Source organism: Chryseobacterium sp. S0630 (assembly GCF_024158915.1).
Lineage (GTDB): Bacteria > Bacteroidota > Bacteroidia > Flavobacteriales > Weeksellaceae > Chryseobacterium.
On the sequence record NZ_JAMZGF010000006.1, the window covers coordinates 119,503 to 145,855 of the forward strand.

The window sequence follows — 26,353 nt, forward strand, 5'->3', positions numbered from 1 at the left end:
CCAGGTTTTATGTTTTCATTTACAGCATATCCATACCCCAAATCCGAATCTTTCAAAGAAATTTTCGTTTCTTCATTGGGGGCAGGAGTTGCTGTCTATTTGTTTCTGATTATTTTTCAGCCTTTTGGCACCGAAAACTTCCAACATCCTTACAAGTTTTTACTACTTTTCCCCTATTGCATTATTTTTGGAATGGCATTTTTTATTGCTAATCTTATGACTTCCCGTTTCAGCAACTGGAATATTGGTGCGGAGTTTTTAAAAATAATTCTCATTCTATTCCTGAGCTCTGTTCTATCCTATTTTTACAATTCATTATTCTTGAGCCATGTAGCACTGGATCTTGGCAATTATTTCTACATGTTCTTATATTCTCTTGCAATCGGTATTCCGGTTTCAATCATCTATATTTTATCACGGTACATCTATTTAAAGAATATTCATGAAAAGAAAGCCCTCGATATTTCTCAACATCTTCCCGTTTCAGCTTCTGAACAACGACAAAATCTGTTAAAAATATCAGCCCAGAATACCGAGCTTATCATGAATGAAAAAGATTTTCTTTGCGTTCAGTCTATGGAAAATTACTGTACATTTTACTTTCTAGAGAATAATAGCGTACAAAAAACATTGATCAGAATAAGTTTAGCCAGTGTTTTACAACAAATTGAAACAGATTCTGTTAAAAAATGCCATCGTTCTTATATTGTCAATCTTGGAAGGGTAAAAAATCTCAAAGGAAATGCTCAGGGTTATAAATTAATCCTTCCTGAAATCGATTTTGAAATCCCTGTTTCAAGGAGTTTCATTTCTTCAATTATTCCTCAATTGCAACAGCAGCATTCATAATTTTTGTCATTCGTCACTATTCTTTGTCATTGATCACATTAACTTGAAAGCATTGATTTAAAGCTACATTTTTGCTCAAAATTAACAGACATGAGCAAAAATATCCGCTTCTTTTTCATCTTTATTCTAGGGTTTACAGCCTATTATTTCTTCGATTTTCTCTTTTTTAGAACCATACAGACTTTCTCAAAAGATTTGTTTCACAGTAAAGCAATAGCCCATATAATTGCTTACTCCGTGACTTTAGTCCCATTAATCGTTACGCTAAAAATTCTATTTCCAAAAAGAAACATTTCAGACCTGTTTTCATTAGATAAACCTATTTTCAAAGGTTTCACTTTAGCTCTTATCAGTACTCTTCCTATGTTGATTGGATATGTGATTCATTTTAAAATAATCAGTAAAATAAATTTTGAAACGTTATTTATCAACACATTATCTTCAGCATTTTTTGAAGAGATTATTTTCAGAGCTTTTCTTATCGGAATACTATATCGGTTTACCAGACTCGGATTTTTATCATCTGCCTTATTAGGTTCATTGTTATTTGCACAGGTACATTTATACCAAAGTCAGAACTTAATAGAGCTTACCGAGATATTTGCCATTACATTTTTAGGATCAGTATTCTTTGCCTGGGCATATTTTGAATCGGAATACAACTTATGGACCGCAATCTTCCTTCATTTCTTTATGAATCTGTATTGGGAAATCTTTAATGTATCAGAAAACGTTTCCGGGAATCTATATGGAAATATCTATAAATTCCTATCCATTGCCGTCCTGATCTTAGCGGTCATCTATTATAAAAGGAAAAATAAAACTCCAATGGAGGTCACATGGAAAAAGCTTTTTATCAAAACCAGAGAAGTTCAATCATAAATTTTGCATAATTTTGCAGCATGTTGATAGAAAGTTTTCAAAACGATAAAATAAAAAATGTCACTAAGCTCCTTACTGACAACAGGTTTCGTAAAAAATCAAAAGTTTTTGTAGTAGAAGGCCAGCAGGAAAATGAAAGAGCCATACAGTATGATTTTGAACCGTTGGAGTTCTTTATCTCTGAAAATATCTTTAAAGGAACACTTCCCAATGGAAAAATCCATTATGTAAGTGAAAAAGTATATGAAAAAATAGCTTACAGAGGTAGTTCTGAAGGGATTATCGGAATCTACCATGCAAAAGAAAATTCACTTTCTTCATTTGTTCCTAAAAAAGATTCTACGGTAATTATTGTTGAAGGTGTAGAAAAACCAGGAAATCTTGGCGCTATTTTAAGAAGTTGTGAAGCTTTTGGAGTGGATGCTTTGATTGTTGCTGATGGGAAAACTGATTTTTACAATCCCAATGTCATCAGATCCAGTGTTGGCTGCCTTTTTGGGATGGAAGTCTATCAGGCTGAGAATGAAGAAACCTTGGAATTCCTGCAAAAAAACAGCTTCAATATCTACACAACGCTTATGGACGAAAGTGCTGAAGATCTTTATAAGAGAGATTTCAAGCAGCGTTCAGCAGTATTATTCGGGACGGAACATTCAGGATTGAGTGATTTCTGGATTGGAAAAGGAAAAAACACTTTAATTCCGATGGCTGGAAGTATTGATTCTTTGAACCTGAGTAATGCGGTAGCTATTACCTGTTATGAATCTTTGAAACAGAAGAAAGGATAAATCCTATATAACTTTTTATAATAGAGATTGCTTCGCCTTCGGCTCGCAATGACTAAGCATAAAAAAACCGTTTCACTGGGTGAAACGGTTCTTTTATTGTTAAGCGTATGCTAGAATTATTTCTTAGCAGCATCTTTAGCAGCATCAGCAGCTCCTTTAGCAGCATCAGCAGCTCCTTTAGCAGCGTCAGCAGCTCCTTTAGCAGCATCTTTAGCAACTTCAGCACCAGCAGCAGTAGTAGCAGCAGCAGCATCTTTAGTAGCTTCTACAGCAGTAGTTGCAGCAGAATCAACAACTTTAGCAGCTGAATCAGAAACTACAGCAGCAGAATCAGCTACAGTAGCAGCAGCAGAATCAGTTGTACCTTCAGTAGCAGTAGCTTCAGTTTTTTTACAAGCAACTAGAGAGATTGCAGCGATAGCAGCTACGAATAATGACTTTTTCATAATAAATTAAATTTAATTTTGTTAATATTGTTTTATAAAATTTTCTTCTGTTCTGTTATTTGAACAAGACAAAGGTAGAGCAGTTAGAAAATTTGTCTATGAAAAATAATTGTAATACCTTTGTAAAATAGTTTTACAAAAAAACATAGCTGATAATCAACAATTTAATTATTTTTTGAAAAATTGACAGATTTAGATCTATTACACTTTGAACAGCTAAAAAAGGATGTTCAGGGTCAATACTTAAAAGAATATACCCCTTCGCAGGATGACATATCCAAGTGGAAGGGTATAGATATTATATATTTTCAGGAAGACCTTCGAAAAAAAGCGAAAGGTAACATCAGTGAAAAATCATTTTACACCTACTTTAAAACTTCACCGGTTACTAAACTACCAAGAATAGACATGCTCAATTTATTGAGTATTTATGCAGGTTACAACTCATGGTACGATTTCAAAAAGCAGCATCTTTTTGCGGGTGAATTACTTCAGGAAAATGAAAATTTTGACGACGAAGATCTCGATGAACTTGAAAAAACAGTTTCTGAAGCTCCAGAACTTCCAAAAATTGAATTTCAACCTAAAAAAGTTGAAATAAGGACCCCAGAAAACACTGATTTACAAAAATCAAATACTGAAAATCAACAAATTACACAAAACAAGACTACCACAAATGAAGTTGAAATTTCATCGGTTTCGCCTAAGAAAAATTTCTTCAAAAAGAATGCATGGGCACTTGTCACTTCAGTTTTGATTACCATTACTGGTATCCTTGGATTTAAAGATGTACTTTTTTCAAAAACTTACAAATATTGCTTCATTGACAAAGACAGAGGAGTTTCTGTAATCAATACCTTAGAAATAATGGTAGTGAAAGAAAATGAATCTCCACTGATGTACAAAATAAAACCTGGTGAATGCTTTTATTATTCTACCAAAGATAAAAATTTAAAAATGCGAATCAGTGCTCCTTTCTACGAGCCTCTGGAAGTGAACAGAAATCTTGAAAATGCCCCGGAAGAAGAAAAAATAGAACTAAAGCCGGATGATTATAAGATGGCTGTCTATTATTTCTCTATCAAAGATATCAAAGGAGGAAATCCCGATGAGCAGGTTGCTCTTATTAAGCAGAAGAGAAACCAGCTGGAGAACCTGATCAGTAACAATGCGGTAATCTATCAGGTATATGATAATGACACTTATGGTATAGAAAGCCTGAATAAGCAGAAATACATCACTCTGGTAACCACACCAACGACCTCTCTGAAAAACCTGAATGTAATAGAAATGAAAAAGGATAACAAAGGTAAAATTGTATCCATCAAATTTAAAATTGCTACCACAGATGAAAAGAATAAGTAATTTTTTAATTTTCACCGTGCTTCTGACGTTATTTATTGCCTGTAATAATAAGACCTCAGAGGTGAGCGACCTCGATAAACTACGAAACAGCAACAATGAAAAAAGCTATCCTGCCGTACAGATGGATAGTATGCAGGCGATTAATTCCATCACCAAACAGAAAGTTCAGGAGCTTCTTGATCTGTCTACCTTATATCTTAGCGGAAACAGAAATACAGAAATAGATACCGTGATTTATTCACAAATGGAAAGTTATTTCCACAAACCGGACTCTCTTACCTTCAAAACATTGCTGAAAGAGCTTGACAGCATGAAAGCAAAAACAGCCAAGGTGAGCAATCTGAATGTTTATAAAGAGTTTTATAAAAAGGATACATTAGACTATGCCAAGTTCAATGTAGAATACTTTGACAATAAAAATAAGTCGCTGGGAAGCTTTGAAAAGAATGCACAGTATATCCTGCTTTCTACTTCCAAGCTTAAAAAGGAATTTAAATTTTACTTTTTGGATTTTTATTCCAAACCGCTTAAGAAAGACAGTACTTCAGTAGGAGTAACCAAATAGTCAAGGGGAACATCATTTTCCCAGACATCATCCACATATTCATCGGGGTCAAAGTAATTGACTCCGATTTTTTTTGTCTCTTCAGATATATTTTGAAACAAGCCATCATAAAATCCTTTGCCGTACCCTACCCGATTTCCTTTTTGATCACAGTATAAAAGAGGTGTAATCACATAATCAAATGCATTTTCACCAGAATCTTCATTGGAAACAGGTTCTGAAATCCCCCAGCTGTTGGTTTCAAAAAGAGTGTCTTCAGAAATTTCGATATTAATAAGTTTATCACCCACAATTTTAGGCACATAAACACGGATATTCTGTGCTAAAAAGTATTGAATGAAGATTTGGGTATCAATTTCTTTTCTTGCCGGAATCGGGATGAAAACGTGCACTTTCTCAGATTCTTCCGGACGGAAATACCGGATGAAATTCTCAAAAATCTTTTGAGATAACTGGAAGGCCTCATCGGTAGACAAGGCCTTTCTTTTTTGAGTATATTTTTTTCTAAGCTCAGCTTTCAGCATAATGATTATGTGATTCTTACAGAAATAATTTTCACAGGACAGGCGTTGGCCGCTCTCTCCAAATATTCAACCGCTTCCAGGTCCTGTGTTTTTAACGTGTAGAAGCCTTTTTTATCAATGGTCTTAAGCAATACTGATTTACCATCTTTTTTAGACATTCTAAAATATTCGGGAGCGAATTCTACACAGTAATTACACCCAATACATTTATCTCTTTGAAGTGTAGCAATGACCATTACGTTTTCACAATTTTATATAATTTGTCACTTGGGCGTATACGGAACTTCGTAGGAAAAGTAATCACATCAGATTTTGTGGCCTTGTCTGCTCCTTCCTTCTCATCAACCATCATGCTTTCGATAATCATTTCCTGCGATCCTGTAGTAGGTCCCTGTATAAGCACATTGTCTCCTACAGAAATATCATACGCTTCAACCACAAACTCTGCGATATTGGCTTTCGGATAAAAGTGCCGTCCTTTTCCGATATATACTTTCTTTTGTGTTGCACCGGAACCTGAGTTTGAAGACCACTCACCCAGCTCCTGGCCAAGATAATATCCACTCCAGAAACCTCTGTTGTAGACGGTCTCCAGAAGTTTCATCCATTCATCCACTTTTTCCTGAGAAAATGTTCCTTCGGCAATACTGTCGATTGCTTCCCTATAGCATTTTGTAACTGTCGCTACATATTCCGGAGCCCTTCCTCTTCCTTCTACCTTCAATACTTTCACGCCGGTATCCACAATCTGATCCAGGAAACCAATCGTACACAGGTCTTTAGGAGACATCATATATTCGTTGTCAAGTTCGATTTCAAAACCCGACTCCTGATCAATTACCGTATATTTTTTCCGGCAGTTCTGCTTGCAGGCGCCTCTGTTTGCAGAAGAATTATGGGAATGGAGGCTTAGATAACATTTCCCGGATACAGCCATGCATAAGGCACCATGTCCGAAAATTTCCACTTCAACAAGATTACCGGAAGGTCCTTTTACCTGATCTTTTTCAATCTGGGTGCAGATTTTTTTGATCTGGCTGATGCTTAGTTCACGGCTCATTACCATTGTATCAGCAAAAAGAGCATAGAATTTTACCGTTTCAATATTGGTGATATTAATCTGAGTAGAAATATGCACCTCCATGCCAATTTGTCTTGCATATGAGATGACAGCCTGATCCATTGCAATTACTGCCGTAAGACCTGCCTCTTTCGCTTTATCGAGAAGTGTTCTGACGATAGAAAGATCGTGATCATAGATGATGGTATTAAGGGTAAGATACGTTCTTACTCCTTTTTCAGCACATCTTCCGGCAATTTCCGGCAGATCATCAATGGTAAAGTTCATTGTTGCTCTGGCACGCATATTGAGCTGCTCAACCCCAAAATAGACAGAGTCTGCTCCATTATCTATAGCTGCCTGAAGTGATATGAAATCTCCTGCAGGAGACATCAATTCTATTGTTCCGTTTTTGGTCATTTTGAGTCCGGAATTACTAGGTTATTAAAACAGAAATAATTTACTGAAAGCTCTGAATTATGCATTTTGCACAATTCTGTACAGCTTATCAGATAAGCGAACTCTGAATGGTAATGCAAAAGTAATCTGATCTCCTGGTTTTGCAGTTTCGCAAGGACCTCCATTAGCGTAGATTTCAGTAATAGTAACTTCCTGCTCTCCCGTTGTTGGACCGGAAATTAATACTTTATCACCTATGGACAGATCTTTATTCTCAATTAAAAACTGTGCAATCTTTGATTTTGAGTAGTAATGCTCTGCCTTTCCAATCAATTCTTTTTTGACAGCAATCTTTTGACGGATATTTTTAGTTTCAGCTTTTGCTAAAGGTTTATCTGATAAATCTCCGGAATTTTTGAATTTCAAGGCATCAGATTTTCCTTTTCTGAATACTTTATTTCCAACCTGAAGTCCTTTTCTTAATTTCACCTGCTCATCCCAAGGTAAATGGATTGTATCCAGACATTGCGTAGAACAGCAGTTTTCCATTGCCGCTTTACATTCGTCACATTGGATAAACAAAAGGTGACAAGCATCGTTTGCACAGTTCGTATGGTTATCACAAGGTTTTCCACACTGGTGGCACTGTGAAATAATATCATCTGTAATTCTCTCCCCTAAACGGTGGTCAAATACAAAGTTTTTACCGATAAACTTACTCTCTATTCCTTCTTCTTTTATCTGGCGTGTATATTCAATGATACCTCCTTCTAATTGGTAAACATTTTTGAAACCCTGATGTTTGAAATAAGCACTGGCTTTCTCGCAACGGATTCCTCCGGTACAGTACATCAAAAGATTTTTATCTTCTTTAAAATCCTGAAGCTGTTCGTTAATGATTGGTAAACTTTCTCTGAAATTTTCCACATCCGGTGTAATGGCTCCTTCGAAATGTCCTACTTCACTTTCGTAGTGATTTCTAAAATCTACGACAATGGTATTCGGATCTTCTAATAAATTATTGAATTCCTGAGCTTTTAAGTGAATTCCTTTATTGGTAACATCAAAAGTTTCGTCATTCAAACCGTCAGCAACAATTTTGTTTCTGACTTTTATGGTTAATTTTAAAAAAGAATAATTGTCCTGGTCTACCGCTACGTTCAAACGGATTCCTTTCATGAAGTCATATACTTCCAGCGTATTACGAAAAGCCTCAAACTGATCAGCAGGAACACTCATCTGAGCATTGATTCCTTCTTTAGCAACATAAATACGGCCAAGCGCATCAAGTGCATTCCAGGCTATAAATAATTCGTCGCGAAATTTTTTTGGGTCTTCGATTTTGGCATACGCATAGAAAGACAAAGTAAGACGGTCTTTACCGGCTTCATCAATAAGTTGAGCTCTTTCTTCTGCGCTTAAGGTGTTATACAGTTGCATGCTATAAACGTTTTAAGTGAGAATAAAATTTTTGCAAAGATAAGTATTTTTGAATTAAGTATATTTATGATACAAATCACAGACACAAAGTAATTAACGACCAGCAAAGAAAAAAAGCTTACTTTATATCATAAGTCTGCCATATTTTCTTTAATTTTTTTTTAAGTTTTGTTAACTATGGCATTAACAATTATGACATAAGGCATAAAATGATATAATAGCCGTTAAATTTTAGTTAAAATTGAAACATAGCATACTAATTGCTTACTTATTTAACATTAAATTTGTTTACTCAAAAACATAAAAAAGAAATTAATTAATAAACAAGAAAGATATACAATGAAGAGTACTTTAAAAAAACTATTACCATTTGCAGTAGTTGGAGTCATTTCCGGAGCTACTACCGTTGGAGCTTTACAATATTTCGGACATAGCTCCAACAATGGAGATCAATCTTATTTCACAACAGCAGCACCCAATACTTCATTCGCAGGAATGAACACGGGAGCAGTAGGTGATGATTTCGTAAAAGCAGCTAAGACAACTGTTCCGGCTGTAGTTACCATTAAAAATTACCAAAGCAGAACAGCAAGCAGAGCTTCAGAACAGGATTTGTTTGACTTCTTCTTCGGAGATCCTTTCGGAGGAAGAGGCCAGCAGAGACAGAAACAGCAGCAGGCTCCTGATAATATGCCATCGGGAATGGGTTCTGGTGTAATTATCTCTCCGGACGGTTATATCATTTCCAATAACCATGTGGTAGCAGGTGCCAATAAGCTTGAAGTCGTACTAAGCAACAAAAAATCATATATCGCAACTTTGGTTGGAACAGACCCTAACACGGATATCTCTTTACTGAAGATTGAAGAAAAAGGTCTTCCTTATCTGAATTTTGCGAATTCTGACAATATTGATGTAGGGCAATGGGTTCTTGCTGTAGGAAATCCATTGGGATTAAATTCTACAGTAACAGCAGGTATTGTTTCTGCTAAAGGAAGAGGTATCGGAATTCTTGGAAGCCAGGGAAAAGCTACTAATCCTATTGAGAGTTTCATTCAGACGGATGCTGCCATCAACCCAGGTAACTCTGGAGGAGCTTTGGTGAATACAAATGGAGAGCTTATCGGGATCAACTCTGCGATTCAGTCTACTACAGGATATTATCAGGGATACGGATTTGCAGTGCCATCGAACTTAGCAAGAAAAATTGTTGAGGATATCAAGAAATTCGGAATTGTACAGAGAGGATTCTTAGGTGTTCAGTCTTTAGACCTTTCGAATGATCAATTGGTAACTTCATACAATAAGCAGTTCAAAACAAATCTGAAAGTAGGTTCCGGAATTTATGTTACAGGATTTGGTGAAAACAGTGGCGCTGAAGATGCAGGATTGAAAAAAGGAGATGTAATCACTAAAGTAGACAACTACGACATCACAGATTTTGCGGATCTTTCCATGTCTATCGGAAGCAAACGTCCTGGTGATAAAGTTCAGGTAACGTATTCAAGAAATGGTAAAGAAAGTACTACCACTGTAACGCTTAGAGACCAGAAAGGAGGTACTTCAACAAGAACGAAAGCAGATCTTACTGTAACTGAAAAAATCGGAGCTGAATTTGATCCTCTTACAGAGCGTTTCAAAACAGAATACGGACTGAACAGTGGTGTAGTGGCTAAAAACGTGTCTGAGGGCAGCGAAATGGCTAAAATCGGAATCGTAGACAACTATATCATTATTGAAGTCAATGGCAAACCTGTCAATTCACAGAAAGATGTTGAAAAAACTCTTGAAAAATACCAGGGGAATGTACAGGTGAAATTTGTGGATGATTACGGAAGAATTTATACAAAAGGGTTTAAAATGCCTTAATTGATTTTTTTGATTTAACATTAAAAAAGCTAACCATTCTTACTTAAGAATGGTTTTTTTATGAAAAAAAATAAGATAATTAAACTCAATGCAGAAACTAATGAAAACCACACAAAACACTGATTAACAATATATAATAATTCTATTTTTCATATATTTGAAAAAGCAAAAAATGCATGAAAAAAGCCACCTATAAGGATAGAGAAAAAGTCGTTAATATTTTATGCCAGGCTTTCATCAATGTTCTTATTCCTAATTCTATCAACTTTGTTATAACGAATTCTGGTAACAGATATAAAAGATTGAAAGCATTGATGGAGTTTCAATTCGATTTATCAATACTAAATGGAAGTATATTTCTTAGTGATGATCACAAAGGATGTATTTTATACTTAGATAAATTCCAATTCAGTTTAAAAAAAATCTGGCTTGAAATAAAATTACTGTTCAATTGTATTGGAATTGAAAATATCTTTAAAGTTTTACAACGAGAAAAACTCTTAGCAAAGTTTCATCCGGAAGAAAAATTTGTTCATTTATGGTTAATGGCTGTAGTTCCCGGTGAACAGGGAAAAGGAATAGGTACAAAACTTTTAAAGGAATCTATGAATAAATATGAGAACGATCTTGTATATGTTGAAACAACAACATTAGAAAATAGAACCTTCTATCAACAAAATGGATTTACCATTTTCCATGAAACTTTTGAGTTGGATTATCCTCTTTATTTTTTGAAATATGTTTAATAAGGAAATGTATTAATGCTTTTCATATCAACAAAAAACGCTGCAGAAATCTGCAGCGTTTTTTTATTATTTATTTAGACTTGTTCATTTTATCAGCGATACTTTTCTTTTTATTTCTTTCGTAGATCACTTCTACAATCTTACCTCCAATCCAGGAAAACGGAAAGAATGTAAGGAAAATGGAGATCTTATAAAATGTAGGATGATATGGAAAAATAATAACATCCAACATGGCAATAAAAAGCATAATAAAGCCAATCAGAATAGCATAGGCTACTTTAGCATATTTAACGATAATAGCTGTCGCCACTCCCCCAATGGTAGTTCCTAATCCGGAAATAAACAAAAGGAAACCGAAAAATGCCTTATCATCTTTCATGCTGAAAAGAAACCTTTGCCAGTGCTCAAACGGAGCAAAAGCCTCAAAAGTTACCCATTGCGGAAAAGCCCTTATACCAAGAGTAATAATAAGCCCTGCAATACCAAGACCTATCAGAACCGCAATTGTATTTCTTATAAAGTTCATTAATCCTGATGTGCAATCATAGAAATTTCGATATCCACATTTTTAGGCAAACATGAAACCTGTACTGTTTCACGGGCAGGATAGCTTTCTGAATCTAAGTAAGATGCATAGATATCGTTCATTACAGCAAAATCATCCATACTCTTAAGGAAGATAGTAGCTTTTACAACGTTTTTGAAAGTCATGCCGGCTTCAGTAAGAATCGCTTCAAGGTTTTTCATTACCTGGTGCGTTTCTTTTTCAATTCCTTCTACCAATTTACCAGTTGCAGGATCTACAGGAATCTGTCCGGAGATATACAAAACTCCGTTGGCCATATTAGCTTGTGAATAAGGTCCGATAGCTGCAGGTGCATTAACTGTGTTGATTATTTGTTTCATAGCGGATATTTATTTTTTTCTATGGTTATATGTAATCACTATTTCCGGTATTCTTTGATAAGAAAATCTTCTTTGCAGTGATTTCATTAGAATTTATTTTGGTTGCAAATATAAAATTTATATTCTCAAATGCCAATCTGATATTAGAAAGGTGCATTTGGCTGGGTAAAGCTTCTGTCTTTATACTTCAGTGCATCACTTAAGATATTGGCTTTGATCCCAATAAAGAAGTCATATACTTTATACTGTCCAAAAGGAACCCAGTTGAAATTGATGGTAAAACTTCGCTGATCTCTTGAAAAACCGATCCTTGTATATGCCAATTCTTTAGTCACCATGTCATAATGGGTACTTCCGTTGATATTCCAGTAAGGAGTCAGCTTGATACTACCATCCAATCCTATGGATGCTATTTTGTTGGCAAATTTGCTTAGCCCTTTGGAATAAGCGTAGTTGGCACTGATATTTAATGTCCATGCCTGATCAAAGTGAGCATAATGATCATCATCAAAATAATAATTTTCGTTTCGGACCTCTCCTTTCGACGAATATTTCTTTGCATAATCTGTCTTCTCTCCAAAAATCTCACTGCTCAAAGGATAAGACAACTGAACATTGAATCCCTGTACACTGAAGTGCCCAAACTGTTCTGTTCTTACTCCGGTATCCTGTCCTGATGAGAAGTCAATTTTATAAGGTTCTAATGCAAGACTGGTATTTACAGTAAGTTTATTATTAAAGAAAGAAGATTGTCCGTTGATTGAAAATACAGACCAAGGATGGTCTTTAGCAGCAAAGTTATAGCTTCCCGCAAGGTTTAAAGATTCAAAAATTTTGATTTTCTTTACTCCTGTAGAATCACTTTTAGACTTTACTTTCATTTCGATATTGTTTCCGATATTGAAACCTAGAGCACCCTGCATTCCACTTTGTGGGCTTCCGATGATTCCTTTTTCAAAAATAGAATATGGCGTCAACGCTCCGGTTGCATTATAATAATTTCTGTAATATCCGAAATTAGGACTTGAAAAGTCTGGAGAATAAGTAAAACTCAAACTCGGAGTCATCATATGTCTCACCGCTTCTACTGTAGATCCTTTTTTGAATTTCATCATTCCAAAAAGCGTTGTCTGAAGACTTGCAGAAGTTGAGAATGTAGAATATCCCGTAAAGTTTTTATTGATCTCATCAACTGTTACATTCTTTATCGGATCATAATATCTGTTCAACGTTTTTGTTGTCAAAGCATTGTCGATATTGGCACTTAAACTGAAAGTGAAATATTTTGCCAATGTTGTATTGGTAGCTAATGCAATATTGTTTTTAAGTCCTGTCTGCATTTTATCCCACATTTCTTTTTTAAACAGCTCATTCTCCTGAGTGTTTACGAAATTGGTAAGATTGAATCCTGTATTTACCGTAATATTTTCAAGAAGTCCCTGTCTTATTCCTGTTTTTGATTTAAATAAATAGAACTGGTTGATGGCTACGTTCATCTGTGGAAGACGAAGGTCTGCCAATCCTGTGGCAAAGTTTTGAGAATAAGAAGCCGTTCCTGTAATAGTCATCGGAAGTTTCAGGAATCTTTTGGTAAGGGTTACCGTAGAATTCTGCTGAGTATTCAATACATTCTGATTGAAAATGTAGTTGTTATTAAGTGGGTTATTATAGAACTTTGTACTTACAATATCCACAGAAGCACTGAATGTAAGGAAAGGATTGGCCTTAGAATCCTGTGAGTGTGTCCAGTTGATTCTATAGGTACTGTTTTTAGTATAATCATCCAAACCTTTAATCCCTCTTACCATAGTACCAACATCTGCAGTAAAGTTTCCTGAGTAACGGTATTTTTTCTGGTAATTCACCTGAGGACGTAAGTTCCAGCTTCCTTTTGTATAAATATCTGCTAAAACCTTAAGGTCAAAATGTTCTCCAATAGGTTGATAATATCCAATCCCGTTCAGGAAGAAACCTACATCTTCCCTTTCCCCGAAACTCGGGATCAGAATACCTGCAGCCCTTTTATCTGAAAACGGTAAAATAGCAAACGGAAGGTAAAGCGGTGTAGGTACCTGCTCGATAAACATCTGAATAGGACCTGTAACGATCTGGGATTTTGTTTTGGTTTTAATCAGCTTAATATTATAAGCTCTCATAAAATAATCCGCTGCCGTATCTTTTTTCTTAATGAAATAATCATCCGTTGTATAATCCGCTTTTCTCATTGCGAATACGGAGTCATTATATTTTTTAGTCTTCTGAGCTATAATTACCCCTTCACTTTCTTCTGTTCTCGCATTGAAAGCGATAGCCTGTTTTGTTTTTGTATTATAGCTGAACTCGTTGGTTTCGTATTTTTTTCCGGCCTGCGTAGTAATTACAGGTTCTACAATTTTCCCTAAAGAGTCCTGTTTTCCTCGCGCATAGATCAGATTTTTGTTATCATCAATAGAGATATAATCTGCATCAATCTGCATATCCTGATATTTTACCTGAGCATTTTTGTTCAGGAATGTCATCTTTTTAGGGACATCTCTCCTCTGATCATCCGCTTTTGTACGAAGAACATCATTTAAGGGTTCTTTTTTTACAACTATGGTATCCTTTTTGGAAATAGTATCATTAACCGCATTTTTAGGCAATTTTTCAGGAGTTTTCTGTGCTAAAAAATTGTTAAAAATTAGGATAATTAAAATTTGTAATATATTTTTGAAGACGGTTTTGGCCAATTTTATACTATATAATTAAGGCCCAAAATTAATATAATTTTTATAACTGTAAGATGCACAAACAAAATTTTAAAATAATTTTATCATTTCTCCTTATCCTAACCAGTAACTTTATTTTCTCTCAAAAGAAGTTTACTATCGTTCTGGATGCGGGACACGGAGGAAGTGATCATGGAGCCAACAGGACATATTCCGACATTGGAAGAGTCGCAGAAAAAGACATTACACTTGCCATTACGTTAAAAGTAGGTGCCATGTTAGAGAAAAACAGAGATTTCAAAGTAATATATACCCGTAAAATTGACGAATACCCTTCTCTATCTGATAGAACCAATCTGGCCAACAGAAGCAAGGCTGACCTTTTTGTATCCATTCACTGTAATTCTTCCCAAAGACCTACAGCCTATGGAACTGAAACTTATGTACAGGGCCCCAACCAGAATAACGAAAATCTTGAAGTAGCCAAAAGGGAAAATGATGTAATCTTCCTGGATGAAAAAGATAAGCAAACCTTTGGTTCTTATAATCCTGATTCTCCGGAGTCATTAATTGCCCTGAAGCTTCAGCAAAGTAAGTATCTGGAATCAAGTCTTCTTTTGGGAGGATTGGTTGAAGATAACTTTGTTAATAAAGATAAAAGATCTTCAAGAGGTGTTTTTCAGAAAAACCTTCACGTTCTCCGTATGAATGCCATGCCATCTGTACTGATAGAAACAGGTTTCATCAACCATCCTGAAGAAAGCCACTATATTGCTTCAGACAAAGGACAGAGTGAAATTGCAGAAAGTATCTATAATGCTATCATTGATTATAAAAAAGCAGTTGACAGAAAATCCGGAGGTTCTATTGCAGTCAGAAAGCCTGAACCTGAAAAGCCTGCAGAAGTTCCTTTGAAAAATGATTTCAGAATTCTATTGATGAGTTCTCCTACGAAATACAATGAAAATGATCCTGCCCTGAAAGGTCTGAACTATATTCTTACGCTTAAAGAAAACGGACAATACAAGTATTATTATGCTGTAACCAATATGGCTTCGGTAAAAGATATTAATCTTAAAACAGCGAAAGATGCAGGTTTCAGAAATGCATTTGCTGTAGGATTTATGCCGAATCAGAGAATCAGTATGGGATATTATACGATCGAAGTGTATGCTGGCGATAAGCTGAATGGCAATTCTTATATCCTCCAGAATTTAAAAGATGTGGAACGAAATAAGGACAATGGTGTATTTTACTACACCTATGGAAAAGTATATACATTGGAAGATGCTGTAAAACTTCAAAAGGAACTTGAAGCTAAAGGTGTCAAAAATACTGTGATACAAAAGGTCTACAAATAAATCAAAAAAAATAATTTTGAAGTTTAAAAGTTAATTCCTACTTTTGCAACCTCAAAATTTGGCCTATTCGTCTAGTGGTCAGGACTCAAGATTTTCATTCTTGCAACAGGGGTTCGATTCCCCTATAGGCTACAATTAATAAACCTTTAGCTGATGAGTTAAAGGTTTTTTTATAAGCTACTTCATTTTGTCTTTTGCTTTAAAAAAATATTTTTAAGCATTAACAACTTCGAAGAACTTTTCAAATTTTGAGACATATATTATAAATGCAAGAGTACCAAAATTTTAGGACACTGACAGTCTGATAATTACTGTCATTATACTGAAAAGACAGATACTTTTATTTGAAAAAAGCATTCCATTTATGTTATATGTCACAAAAGCATTATATTTGCAAAAATTTTACCATACTTGGTCACACAAATATGGAAACACCGATGAAAAATATTATTGATAAATCATTGTTTGTAGTTTTCTACAGACTATCAAATTTTATATCATGCCGGATTTAAAAATACAAGAAGCGAAATTGCTTTTTAAGAAAATCCACTCTAACCCAAAAAGTTATGATTTACAAATCAATGAAGGCGGGATTACAGGCAGAGATGATAAAATCAGTTTCAGACTTTACAGGACTGGAGAAAGGGTTGCTTTTGAAGTAACAATTGACGAACTTACTTTCACCAATACCACTGGAGAATGGAATAATGCACTGATCATGCTGGGAAATACGATCAAAAAAATAGAGAAAGAACAAGAAAATTTAAAAATAGAACAAGCAATAAATAAACTGAGAAAGTACCTATCAGAAGAAAATTAAAATTTTTAAAAATAAATTTGGTAGTTTAAAAAAAAGTTTATAGTTTTGCACTCACATTTAAACGATATGGCAAATCATAAATCAGCACTAAAGAGAATCAGACAAAACGAAACTAGAAGACTTCGTAACAGATATTACCACAAGACTGCTAGAACAGCTTTAAAAGCTTTAAGAAATGAAGAGAACAAAGCTGCTGCTACAGAACAATTGCCAAAAGTTATCGCTTTATTGGATAAATTAGCTAAGAAAAATATTATCCACAAGAACAAAGCAGCTAACTTGAAAAGCAAATTAACAAAGCACGTTAACAAATTAGCGTAACAATATAGCTGGCCCGTTCGTCTATCGGTTAGGACCTCAGATTTTCATTCTGGTAAGAGGGGTTCGATTCCCCTACGGGCTACTTACATCTTATAAGACCACTGTAACAACGGTGGTTTTATAAAGATCGCCGTAGAAAAAGCTATATTTAAATAAATCTAACCGGCCCGTTCGTCTATCGGTTAGGACCTCAGATTTTCATTCTGGTAAGAGGGGTTCGATTCCCCTACGGGCTACAATAAGAGTTGACACTTATAAAAACAAAAGCTAACACATTACTTCGGTAATGGAAGATAGAGGGCCCGTTCGTCTATCGGTTAGGACCTCAGATTTTCATTCTGGTAAGAGGGGTTCGATTCCCCTACGGGCTACAAAAGGACTTTTTCGAAAGTCCTTTTTTCGTTTCTACATATACTATTTCAGTAACTTTTCCCCAAAAGCATCAACAGGTTTAAGCTTTCTATAGTTATTACACCTACTCTTTCGAGCGAAAACGGGATTTTTTCTCAGTCAACATATCTCACCAACAAAACTTCTTATGCTATTTTCATCACAGCCTGTGAAGTCATATTAAATTTCATTAAAAATATCACCAATAATGGAAATATTATTTCATACTTCTTCCATTAATCCTTAAATTTGAATAAAACTATTCATTCTAAAATATATAACATGAAATTCAATTTATTTTCGGGAAGCCCATCTTCTTTAAAAGCCGGATTGATGGCTTTATTTTTATTTTCTGCCAGCACCATGTCAATGGCACAAAACAGAATTTATGCCCACGCACAAAGCTCAGGAGTATTCGGAGTAGCCTGCCTTGGATGCCGTATAGATAATCCGCTCAATGCTGTAGGAGACAATGAAGACGACTATTCAACAATGATATTGGGCACAGTGCTATTGGGAGGAATCCAGCAAACGCTGATTTTTCCAGACCTGAGAGCAGACACCAGGCTGGTAGTAGGAATCGGGACAGACAATATCCCTTTATCTGTACAGTTATTAAGCGGAGTAACGCTTGAAACCATGAATGGTGGCACTTCGAACGAAGACCGCAGAACCATTGACGTTAGCCTTCTTAAACTGGGTGCAACTCCTAACAGAGGTACGGTAGAATTCAAACCTACAAAACCTTATGATGGGATAAGAATCGGATTAACAGGTGGCGTTCTCAGCCTTGGTGGTGGTTTCAGAATTTATTATGCTTACCAGGATCCCTTGATGAATATTATGGCTCACAGTCAAAACGGACAAATTACTCTTGGCGGAAATGTTCCTGTAGAAGGTTCAGAAATTACCTTGTTCAATACTTCAGGAAAAGAAGTATTCCGTTCTACATTGAGATCAAACACATTTGAGTCAAAACAACAGGAAGGTGTTTATATCATGAATATACAAACCAAAGAAGGAAAAACGTATTCCAGAAAAATTTTAATCAAATAATTCAATAAGCGATACAATAAATGCGGCAGACTTTTAAAGCTGCCGCATTTTTTTCACTCATTTTCAGACAAATACAACCATATAATTATTAAATAAAAATAAATTCATAATTACAAATATCAATAAATTATTAACAAATCACATAATTATGAAATAAAATAAGCAACATAATCATTTTATTTATAAATTTACAAAAAAGCTAAAACCCAAAATTTTTCTACATATGAAAACTTATTTATTATTTGGCCAACGCACGATGAAAGCTGCAGTTCTGGCATCATTCCTATTTTTAACGAGCGCAATGTCTACTGCACAAATTGTAAAAACTTATGCAAGCAGCCAAACCAATCAGGTTCTTGGAGTATGCCTGGGTTGTGGTGTATTGAATCCTCAAAATGCTGTAGGAAGTAACGAGAATGACTACTCTACTTTACAGGTTTCAGTGGGCCTTCTTGCAAGAACGGAACAGACATTGATCTTCCCTACTACCAATATCGCGAACAATACCAACAAACTTGTTATTGCTATTGGTTCTAACGGAACTCCTCTATCTGCTCAGGTATTGGGTGGCGCATCTATTGAAACATTTAATGGAGATGTTTCCAATAACGATTACACAAGTCTTGCTACAAAACTGATCAACCTTGGAGCAGGCGATCCAAGCAAAGGTGAAATTGAGATGACTATGAACATTCCTTTTGACCGTATTAAAATCAATGTAAATTCAGGATTATTGAATATTGGCGGAGAGCTTAGAGTATATTATGCTTACCAATATAAAGATCCTTTCATCAATTTCATGGCTCACAGCAAGGATGGACAGTTTACTCTAGATAAAAATGTTTCTGCTGAAGGTTCAGAGGTTACTCTTACCAATACTTCAGGAAAAGAAGTATTCCGTTCTAAACTGACATCAAATTCTTTTGAAACCAAACAACCACAAGGAGTATATATTATGAAACTTCAGACAAAAGAAGGAAAAACATACTCTAAAAAAGTGATTATCAAATAAAAAAGATACATAACAGATCGAACCCGGCAAGCTTTCCAAGCTTGCCGGGCTTTTATATCCCATTGATGAGCATATCCCATATAAAATCATACTGAAGGACAAATAAAAACCTCTGATCAAAATTGACCAGAGGTTTTATTTAACAAGATTACGATCTAAACTCTTATTAGTTTTTGATTAATTTTTGCTGATATACCGCTTTATCTGTTACAGCTTTTAAAATATAAATACCTTTTGGAAGTGCACTTACATTGATCTGTCCATTGTTCAGCTGAGCATTAACAATTCTTCCTGATGCATCATAAATAGAAACATTCTGGATTTTCTCCTGAGTTTTAATGGTAAGAATATCAGTAACCGGATTTGGATAAATACCAAATTCTAGTTTCTTCACCTCAGCAGTTGCCAAAGTGGAAGCTGTACTGTTTACTGTAAGTGTTTTTTCCACAAGCTTACCGTTTGAGTTAAAACTGATGACAACATCAGACGTCCCTGAAACAAGTGGCGTTAAAATCAGTTCATCATTCTCATTAATCACAGCAGAAACAGTTGTAGGATTGCTGTTTGATTTGATTGACTTTACTACTGACACAGCCAAATTATCAGCATCAGAAACGATTGATTTCAGATCAATTGCAGTCGTATTTCCCGCTGTAACCTGTGAAGGTAAAACGTTACTTACAACAGGAGCTGAATTATTGGTAAATACCGTCAATGAAGGGAACCAATAATAGTCATTCAATGTTTTTGTATTGATAAGAGCACCCGTCATATCATACGTATGAATCCAGTTTTTCTGGTAGTGTGCACCGTATCCGCTTTCTGTGGTATTCAGAACTAATTCTCCGGTAATAGGGTTTACACGAAGTGCTGCTCCGTAAGGAATTTGTTTAAACTGACCTGTTTGTCCAGGAATTGCAGCAAAGTTTTCGTTAAATGTTTTTGTTGTTACATCGAATCTTACAATCTGTGTTCCTGAGCTCCAGCTGCTGATTGAATTGATCCAATATAAGGCATTCTCTTTATTACTTGCTGAAAATTTACCGGCATTCCATGCGCCCCAATCTCCGATATATTTCGTTGTAGGAATATTATAAACCTGAGTAGCAAAAGTAGTAGGATTAATGTTGATCAGTTTTTGATCCTGAATTCCCCAAACACTTCCGTCTTTAGCCTGAGCAACTGAGTAGAAACCTCCGGCAATTGTACTCACTATCGTATCGGTATTAGGATTAATCACTAAAATTCCTACCCCTTGCTTCACCGCAAAAACATATTGTGACGTACGGATCATATTTCCGATCTGTCCGTTTCCACCTGTTCCGGTAATTAAAGAACCTACCTGTAAATTATCAATATTGAAAGTAACAATTCCAGTAGAAGTACCAATGTATCCTTTATGTTCGTTTACTCCCACAAATGATCTACCATCACCACCTCCGATATTATTAAATCCTGCAAGTTTCTGCATGGTCTGCGCATTGGCTACAACCAATCTTCCTCCAGGAGTATATTGAGTATCTCCTCCATCAGCAGCTTGTTTTGAAACGAAATAGAATTTATCACCATAGATTGTTCCGTATTGTGTAGTTGCGCCAAAAGCCTGATTATTGTTTGCGTTACTGTACACACGATAGTTAATCTGTCCGTTGTTATCAATGAAGTTAACAGAACCGTTAGTATGACCGAACCATTCTTCATTCACCATGAAATATCCATTGGTAAAGTTATTGGAAGCAACATACGGAGAAACCGGAGTGATGGTAGAAGAAATAGGAGTTTGATTAAATCCTACGTTAAAATTCCAGACATCCCAAGAACCGTTTTCCAATACACGTGAAGAAGCTCCAACGCTAGAATATCCGAAATCAGCATCTGCAGGGTTCTTTACCCAATATGACCAGTACCCGTTAACCGTCCATCCGGACTGCCAGTGATCGTTAGCCGCATCTACAATCGTGTAGCTGTCAAAATCATAGGCTGTCGTATTCACGAAACCATTTACCGGGTATAAAGGATAAGTGGTATTTCCGCTTTTGATCAGTGCATTAGTTCCCTGACCGTTCAGATCAAAACCAATTCCACCAACAGCTGATCCAAACTGTGTTCCCTGATATAGCAATGTATATAATCTGTGATCTGCCTTAGCAATAGCTTTCAGCATATCTTCACCGGTAGCATTTCCGTTCCATTTGAATCCCCAAACCATGGCATCAGGATTCTTACTGTCATTCCACTGTACTACAAAAGCAGCCTGGTTGGTTCCTGATCCTACCCAATACTGAATATCAGAAAAACTGATGGTAGTGGTATTAAGCTTGCTGATCCCTGAAATATCATTTCTGGGTACACCTTGAACTTTTATCTGTGCAGTTGATAAACCTGCAAACAGAAAAAGCATCATAAAAAGATAAAACTTTTTCATTTTTTATTAATTTAAATAGATTGTATATTATTTGAAATGTAAATCATAAGCTCCCGCCACTTCTGTAGAAACTTCACCAAGCCATCCTGCTTCCTGATTCACTCCTGTATATATTTTCATAAAATCGACTCCCGGAAGTTTCACATATTTTCCACTTCTGTCTACCGCCCAGGAAATATCGATATTGGAGGCATCATCATTATTCGGAGCATTGTCTGCATATCCGAACTCGTATGATTTTCCTACCCAATAAGATCCGTCACCACTCTGATCGAAGAAGTTATTTGCAAGTCTGGTTCCTGAAAAACTGTAAGAAGGATCTGTAAACCATAAAGGATAATAGCTCTGGGCATGAAAGGTATTCTTTGTTTTGAATCCCTGATTTCCCAGATTGTCATTCCACTTGATATATTCTACATCAGTCTGCCAGAATTCAGTTCCGGGTACAGGTACTTTATTTTCGTTAGGTTTATGATAGGTTATGCTGTAGTCTTTAACCGTAGCATTTTTGAAATATTCGCTGCCTGCAATTTCATACCATTCATCATTATCCGGCTTTCCATTTTTATTCCTGTCGTAGGCTACCATAATAATTCCCGGTTCACAAGATCCTGAACGTTGATCTGCGGCATCGTTTCCAAAGAATGCATTTCCCAGCACTTTAAAATCACGCCCATTCAGGTTGGGAATCGTGTGATCAAAACCGAAAACCACATATCCTCCATATCCTCCGAGGCTGATCATGGTAGAATTACCTCCTACCAACGATTCGTTGGCTTTCTGAAGCATATTTGCCGCGGTATTTCCTGGTAAGTATTCCGGAATTTCGTTCATGAACTGTCCTACAGCAGGGCGAAACTCGAATACTTTGGAAATATATTTACTATAAGGTGTTTTTTCTTTGGTGACGATAATTTTAGAATGAAAAACCTGCTCGTTTCCTTTATTGCTAATCTTTAAAGTCAAAGGATACGCATCTGCTTTCGGACTGATAAATTCAAGTTCTGAATTTTGAGAAATAATAGAATCATTAATACTCCATGTAACCGATCCCGAAGCATTGGTAGGAATACTCAAAACCTTTAAACGTTCAATGGTATAGGAGTCATCAAGGCCATTAAATGTAAATTCATTTTCATCATCATGTTTACAGGCTATCACTCCTACAAGGAAGCAGGATAGAAATCCGATTTTCAAATAAGTAAAGCTATTTCTGTTCATTTCTTAAAGTTTGGTTATTTGTATAAAAAAGCGAAGTGGGCAGGGATATTTCCGCCTTCCGTTTTCCATTTAAAGTGTCCGTTTTTATCAAAGCAATACACAAATCCCATGGATACATAATTTCTGGCATCTGTCATGTAGATATCTTCTGTGATTGGGTTCACGGTAATTCCGTAAGGTGTTTTAATGGCATCTTCATATTCTTTGTCAAAAATTCTGTTGGCGATGATCTGTTCTGTTTTTACATCAATGATTCCAAATGTTTTTTTATAACTGTGGGTATTGTAATTGAATTCATTCCCATAGAAATACAGTTTATCATTCACGATTGTCATTTCGCTCACAGAGAGATTGAAGTTTTTCTTCACAGTTCCCGTGGCTGCATCTATTAAATACAAACTGGAAGGAACATTATAATAATCTCCTCTTGAAGTTACATAGAGGTCTCCGTAATTATCTTTTTTAATGTGGTGAAGATTGATGGCAACATTTATTTTTTTGAGTTCTGTAAAAGTGTTCAGGTCGATTACCGAAACAGTATTGTCATAATCGGGAGCTTTGTATCCTCCGGAGTTGGCCACAAACAATTGATTACCCACAATTTCCATTTCTTCCGGCTGATATCCTACCACCACTTCACGCTGGATGGAAAGAGAAGTGGTATCAATTTCCACGACTTTTCCTTTTGGTGCTTTAGGATTAATGGCTACAGGACCTGCATAGCTGCTGGCATATGCTTTACCATCTTTGAAAGCAAGGTATCTGCAGTTTTGTAATGGAATAGAAGTAATACGTTTGGCCGTTTTGGCATCCAGCACTTCAATTTTGTTGGAAACATTGACAACAATATAAAGTTTACTTCCATACACCTTAATATCATTCCCTACATCTCCTAACTCTTTTACCACATTGGGATTGATTTCTGCATAGATGTTCCGGTAATAAGTTCCTTTGGTGTAATCAAAAAAATCAAGGGTACATTTATTACTTCCCATGTTTCCTTCATTCAGCATATAGAATCCTTTTATTGCCGTATTTTCTGAAGGAAGTCCTTCTACCACTTCCTGACGGACAATAATTTCATCGGTACGGCATGAGGTAAGAAAAGCTAATACAAAAAATAAAAAATAAAAGTTTAGTTTTCTCATAGGGTGAAGTTTAGAATAAGTTTAAAGTTTCTTCCAGGCATTGGATAATTGAGGACAACATCATAGTATTGATTGAAAATATTATTCATCTCAAGGCTTACTTTAAATTGATGATTCGCCCAGCTGATTTTTTTCTGAACAGAGAGATCGTGAGTATACCAAGGTTGCACATAATTGTATTGAATGTTATCCTGATTCACATCATATCTTTCTCCTACGTACATCGCACTGTAATTGAAACTCCAGTCTTTATAATCTGCCATCAGACTGAAAGATCCACTGTGCCATGGTGTATAAGGAATCTGATTGCGGTAAAAAGTATCTTCCGGATCACTGATATCTCTTGCGCTTTGATAAGTATAAGAAAGCAATGGTCTAAAATTGACTTTTCCCACCTGAAACTCAGTCTGCACATTCACATCCGCTCCTATGATTTCAACCAAACCAAGGTTCATCATCAGCCAGCGGAACATGCTTCCGTTAGGGGCAGCTACAATTTTATCCTGCACTTTATTGTAGTAACCGTCTACTTTAGCATAAAATGTTTTAAAGAAACGGTTGGTATAATTCTTCTGATAAGTAAATCCTACATCATATTGATTGGTGAATTCCGGTTTCAGATAAGTATTTCCGATATTGGTATAATACAAATCATTAAAGGTTGGAAGTCTGAAAATCCTTTTATAGAAAGCTCTGAGGGTAAGCTCAGGAATTTTTTCAGGCTGATAGCTCATAAAAACGGCAGGTGTCCATTCTCTGGCATCTCCCGGTCTTTTGTTTTTTCTTACTTCTTCAAATGTAAAGGTTCCTAAAAGGCTTCCCAGAATTTTGAACCTGTTCCACTGATAGGTTGTAGCCAATGCCACCAATGTAGTGTAACGGGTAGGATAAGAAAAGGTATCCAGATTGGCATCCAGATTATTGTACTGAAAGTCGCCACTCAGGCTGACATCCCAATTGGGAGTAATGGAATAAATATTGGAAGAGGAAAGATAAAGTTCCCTTTGGATATAGGTATTATCGGTATAAATAATAGACTGTGAACGAACCGTATCCATAAAATGGGTATAATCGTAAGCAAATTTTGCTTTCAGCTGAGTTTCCAATTTCGGGAACAGTTTTTTTCTCAGATTGGCCTGTACAAAATAATTCTCATCGGAGAGCCTTGCTCCTCTTCCTCCGAAACGTCCATTCACGATAGGTGCCGGCATTCCACGGTTTGAAATATAACCATAGCCACGGATATTCCAGCTTCCGTTATTTAAAGTTCCGTTCAAAGAAGTTTCAAAACGTTTTGCCCGAATGTCTGAATCCTGTCTCTTTGCAATGGTATCATAAGCCTGTTGTCCATCAGGATATTTCTTGGCATAACGAAATCTGTAAATTCCGTCACTCTGCATAAATTCTCCACTGAAACTGGCAGAAACTCTGTCTGAAATCTTCTGTTCCAATCGGAATGAAGGATTAAAGAGATCAATAGATGCACTTTTTGCCCTTATCACGAGATTGGTTTTTCTATTTCCTTTAAATACGGGTGTTTTAGGCTGTAAATAAATAGAACCCGAAGAGCCGAAGTCCTTTGCTGGCTGAAAAATTTCACTTTTCTGTCCGTTATACAATGATATTTCTTCCAGATCATCCAAGGAATATCTTCCCAGATCCACCAGTCCGTTTTGAGCATTTCCTAATTGAATTCCATCATAGAAAACCCCTACATGCTGGCTCCCCATGCTTCGGATATTAATAGTTTTCAAACCACCCAATCCTCCGTAATCTTTAATCTGAATACCTGAAAAGTACCGCAGTGCATCAGCAACAGAATGACTGTTCAGCCTCTCCAGCTGCTCTCCTTGCAGGGTTTGTGCCGGAAGGATTTCTTTAAAATTCTTTTTGTAAAGATTGATTCCTTTAATAGTCTCTTCCTGAAGACTGTCTTTTTTCCTGGTTTGAGAAGATAAAAGCTGAGATGTGATCACCAGTATGGTGAAAACAGCTTTATGAATTGCATAAGTAATTAGTTTTTCCGCCATTAGCTCATTTAGGGTAATGAAG

The 26,353-nt window shown here is 35.9% G+C and carries 24 protein-coding genes and 4 tRNA genes; 16 read left to right on the forward strand and 12 right to left on the reverse strand.

Translation table 11 applies throughout. The features are described 5' to 3' along the window. The first annotated feature begins 9 nt into the window (after positions 1-9). The 3 genes from NK356_RS04605 (at position 10) to NK356_RS04615 (ending at position 2,519) form a co-directional block, all read left to right on the forward strand. Positions 10-849, forward strand: a complete 840-nt coding sequence (locus NK356_RS04605; RefSeq protein WP_034694628.1) for a LytTR family DNA-binding domain-containing protein — start codon at positions 10-12, stop codon at positions 847-849. Positions 850-939: 90 nt separating this feature from the next. After that, complete coding sequence (locus NK356_RS04610; protein WP_253316341.1) at positions 940-1,731, forward strand: CPBP family intramembrane glutamic endopeptidase; 792 nt, start codon at positions 940-942, stop codon at positions 1,729-1,731. A 20-nt stretch (positions 1,732-1,751) separates the two neighbouring features. After that, positions 1,752-2,519 (forward strand): RNA methyltransferase, encoded by a 768-nt coding sequence (locus tag NK356_RS04615; RefSeq protein ID WP_034694622.1) that lies wholly within the window; start codon positions 1,752-1,754, stop codon positions 2,517-2,519. Between the two features lie 116 nt (positions 2,520-2,635). Here NK356_RS04615 and NK356_RS04620 read toward each other — a convergent pair whose 3' ends face one another. After that, positions 2,636-2,965, reverse strand: coding sequence for a hypothetical protein (locus NK356_RS04620; protein ID WP_034694620.1), 330 nt, complete (start codon positions 2,963-2,965; stop codon positions 2,636-2,638). Between the two features lie 183 nt (positions 2,966-3,148). Between NK356_RS04620 and NK356_RS04625 the strand changes: the two genes are divergently transcribed. After that, positions 3,149-4,330: a hypothetical protein gene (locus tag NK356_RS04625; RefSeq protein ID WP_253316342.1), complete on the forward strand. Its 1,182-nt coding sequence runs from the start codon at positions 3,149-3,151 to the stop codon at positions 4,328-4,330. Then, positions 4,314-4,895: a hypothetical protein gene (locus NK356_RS04630; RefSeq protein WP_034694612.1), complete on the forward strand. Its 582-nt coding sequence runs from the start codon at positions 4,314-4,316 to the stop codon at positions 4,893-4,895. The genes NK356_RS04625 and NK356_RS04630 overlap by 17 nt, the downstream gene beginning before the upstream one ends. Here the strand turns inward: NK356_RS04630 and NK356_RS04635 are convergent. The 4 genes from NK356_RS04635 to NK356_RS04650 are packed head-to-tail and all read right to left on the reverse strand — an operon-like array spanning position 4,844 to position 8,318. After that, positions 4,844-5,419: a 5-formyltetrahydrofolate cyclo-ligase gene (locus NK356_RS04635; RefSeq protein ID WP_253316343.1), complete on the reverse strand. Its 576-nt coding sequence runs from the start codon at positions 5,417-5,419 to the stop codon at positions 4,844-4,846. The genes NK356_RS04630 and NK356_RS04635 overlap by 52 nt on opposite strands. A gap of 5 nt (positions 5,420-5,424) precedes the next feature. Continuing rightward, a complete protein-coding gene (locus NK356_RS04640; RefSeq protein ID WP_034694606.1) occupies positions 5,425-5,655 on the reverse strand; it encodes a ferredoxin in 231 nt (76 codons plus the stop codon). Then, positions 5,655-6,899 carry a peptidase U32 family protein gene (locus NK356_RS04645; protein WP_253316344.1) on the reverse strand — a complete coding sequence of 415 codons (1,245 nt, stop codon included), beginning with the start codon at positions 6,897-6,899 and terminating at the stop codon, positions 5,655-5,657. The genes NK356_RS04640 and NK356_RS04645 overlap by 1 nt, the downstream gene beginning before the upstream one ends. A gap of 57 nt (positions 6,900-6,956) precedes the next feature. Further along, positions 6,957-8,318, reverse strand: a complete 1,362-nt coding sequence (locus tag NK356_RS04650; RefSeq protein ID WP_253316345.1) for a rhodanese-related sulfurtransferase — start codon at positions 8,316-8,318, stop codon at positions 6,957-6,959. Positions 8,319-8,657: 339 nt separating this feature from the next. Between NK356_RS04650 and NK356_RS04655 the strand changes: the two genes are divergently transcribed. Both NK356_RS04655 and NK356_RS04660 read left to right on the forward strand, forming a co-directional pair. Next, complete coding sequence (locus NK356_RS04655) at positions 8,658-10,187, forward strand: trypsin-like peptidase domain-containing protein (RefSeq protein WP_253316346.1); 1,530 nt, start codon at positions 8,658-8,660, stop codon at positions 10,185-10,187. A 176-nt stretch (positions 10,188-10,363) separates the two neighbouring features. Beyond that, on the forward strand, positions 10,364-10,933 hold the full coding sequence (locus NK356_RS04660; protein WP_253316347.1) for an N-acetyltransferase: 570 nt from the start codon (positions 10,364-10,366) through the stop codon (positions 10,931-10,933). Between the two features lie 70 nt (positions 10,934-11,003). Here the strand turns inward: NK356_RS04660 and NK356_RS04665 are convergent, their stop codons facing one another. From NK356_RS04665 to NK356_RS04675, 3 genes are all read right to left on the reverse strand, one after another. Next, positions 11,004-11,459 carry a hypothetical protein gene (locus tag NK356_RS04665; RefSeq protein WP_034694594.1) on the reverse strand — a complete coding sequence of 152 codons (456 nt, stop codon included), beginning with the start codon at positions 11,457-11,459 and terminating at the stop codon, positions 11,004-11,006. Next, positions 11,459-11,839: a RidA family protein gene (locus NK356_RS04670; RefSeq protein WP_034694591.1), complete on the reverse strand. Its 381-nt coding sequence runs from the start codon at positions 11,837-11,839 to the stop codon at positions 11,459-11,461. The genes NK356_RS04665 and NK356_RS04670 overlap by 1 nt, the downstream gene beginning before the upstream one ends. 143 nt (positions 11,840-11,982) lie before the next feature. Continuing rightward, on the reverse strand, positions 11,983-14,568 hold the full coding sequence (locus NK356_RS04675) for a putative LPS assembly protein LptD (protein ID WP_253316348.1): 2,586 nt from the start codon (positions 14,566-14,568) through the stop codon (positions 11,983-11,985). Between the two features lie 53 nt (positions 14,569-14,621). On the opposite strand from NK356_RS04675, the gene NK356_RS04680 reads away from it, so the two are divergent. The 9 genes from NK356_RS04680 (at position 14,622) to NK356_RS04720 (ending at position 19,507) form a co-directional block, all read left to right on the forward strand. Beyond that, the gene (locus NK356_RS04680; protein WP_185103663.1) at positions 14,622-15,908 is read left to right on the forward strand and encodes an N-acetylmuramoyl-L-alanine amidase; all 1,287 of its coding nucleotides are present in this window, start codon (positions 14,622-14,624) and stop codon (positions 15,906-15,908) included. Positions 15,909-15,968: 60 nt separating this feature from the next. Continuing rightward, positions 15,969-16,040: transfer RNA gene (locus tag NK356_RS04685), tRNA-Glu, on the forward strand. Positions 16,041-16,407: 367 nt separating this feature from the next. Next, positions 16,408-16,728, forward strand: coding sequence for a hypothetical protein (locus NK356_RS04690; RefSeq protein WP_034694584.1), 321 nt, complete (start codon positions 16,408-16,410; stop codon positions 16,726-16,728). A gap of 66 nt (positions 16,729-16,794) precedes the next feature. Continuing rightward, positions 16,795-17,049 (forward strand): 30S ribosomal protein S20, encoded by a 255-nt coding sequence (rpsT, locus tag NK356_RS04695; protein WP_002983073.1) that lies wholly within the window; start codon positions 16,795-16,797, stop codon positions 17,047-17,049. A gap of 10 nt (positions 17,050-17,059) precedes the next feature. Then, positions 17,060-17,131, forward strand: a tRNA-Glu gene (locus tag NK356_RS04700). Between the two features lie 82 nt (positions 17,132-17,213). Next, a tRNA-Glu gene (locus NK356_RS04705) sits at positions 17,214-17,285 on the forward strand. A gap of 63 nt (positions 17,286-17,348) precedes the next feature. Continuing rightward, a tRNA-Glu gene (locus NK356_RS04710) sits at positions 17,349-17,420 on the forward strand. Positions 17,421-17,721: 301 nt separating this feature from the next. Then, positions 17,722-18,495 carry a T9SS type A sorting domain-containing protein gene (locus NK356_RS04715; RefSeq protein WP_253316349.1) on the forward strand — a complete coding sequence of 258 codons (774 nt, stop codon included), beginning with the start codon at positions 17,722-17,724 and terminating at the stop codon, positions 18,493-18,495. A 223-nt stretch (positions 18,496-18,718) separates the two neighbouring features. After that, on the forward strand, positions 18,719-19,507 hold the full coding sequence (locus NK356_RS04720) for a T9SS type A sorting domain-containing protein (RefSeq protein WP_081906412.1): 789 nt from the start codon (positions 18,719-18,721) through the stop codon (positions 19,505-19,507). A 166-nt stretch (positions 19,508-19,673) separates the two neighbouring features. Here NK356_RS04720 and NK356_RS04725 read toward each other — a convergent pair whose 3' ends face one another. From NK356_RS04725 to NK356_RS04740, 4 genes are read right to left on the reverse strand one after another with little or no spacing between them, the layout of a single operon-like run. Beyond that, positions 19,674-21,932, reverse strand: coding sequence for a DUF5074 domain-containing protein (locus NK356_RS04725; protein ID WP_253316350.1), 2,259 nt, complete (start codon positions 21,930-21,932; stop codon positions 19,674-19,676). Between the two features lie 27 nt (positions 21,933-21,959). Beyond that, on the reverse strand, positions 21,960-23,153 hold the full coding sequence (locus NK356_RS04730; protein WP_253316351.1) for a cell surface protein: 1,194 nt from the start codon (positions 23,151-23,153) through the stop codon (positions 21,960-21,962). Between the two features lie 14 nt (positions 23,154-23,167). Next, the gene (locus NK356_RS04735; RefSeq protein ID WP_034694569.1) at positions 23,168-24,301 is read right to left on the reverse strand and encodes a YncE family protein; all 1,134 of its coding nucleotides are present in this window, start codon (positions 24,299-24,301) and stop codon (positions 23,168-23,170) included. After that, the gene (locus tag NK356_RS04740) at positions 24,298-26,331 is read right to left on the reverse strand and encodes a TonB-dependent siderophore receptor (RefSeq protein WP_253316352.1); all 2,034 of its coding nucleotides are present in this window, start codon (positions 26,329-26,331) and stop codon (positions 24,298-24,300) included. The genes NK356_RS04735 and NK356_RS04740 overlap by 4 nt, the downstream gene beginning before the upstream one ends. Positions 26,332-26,353: the final 22 nt, after the last annotated feature.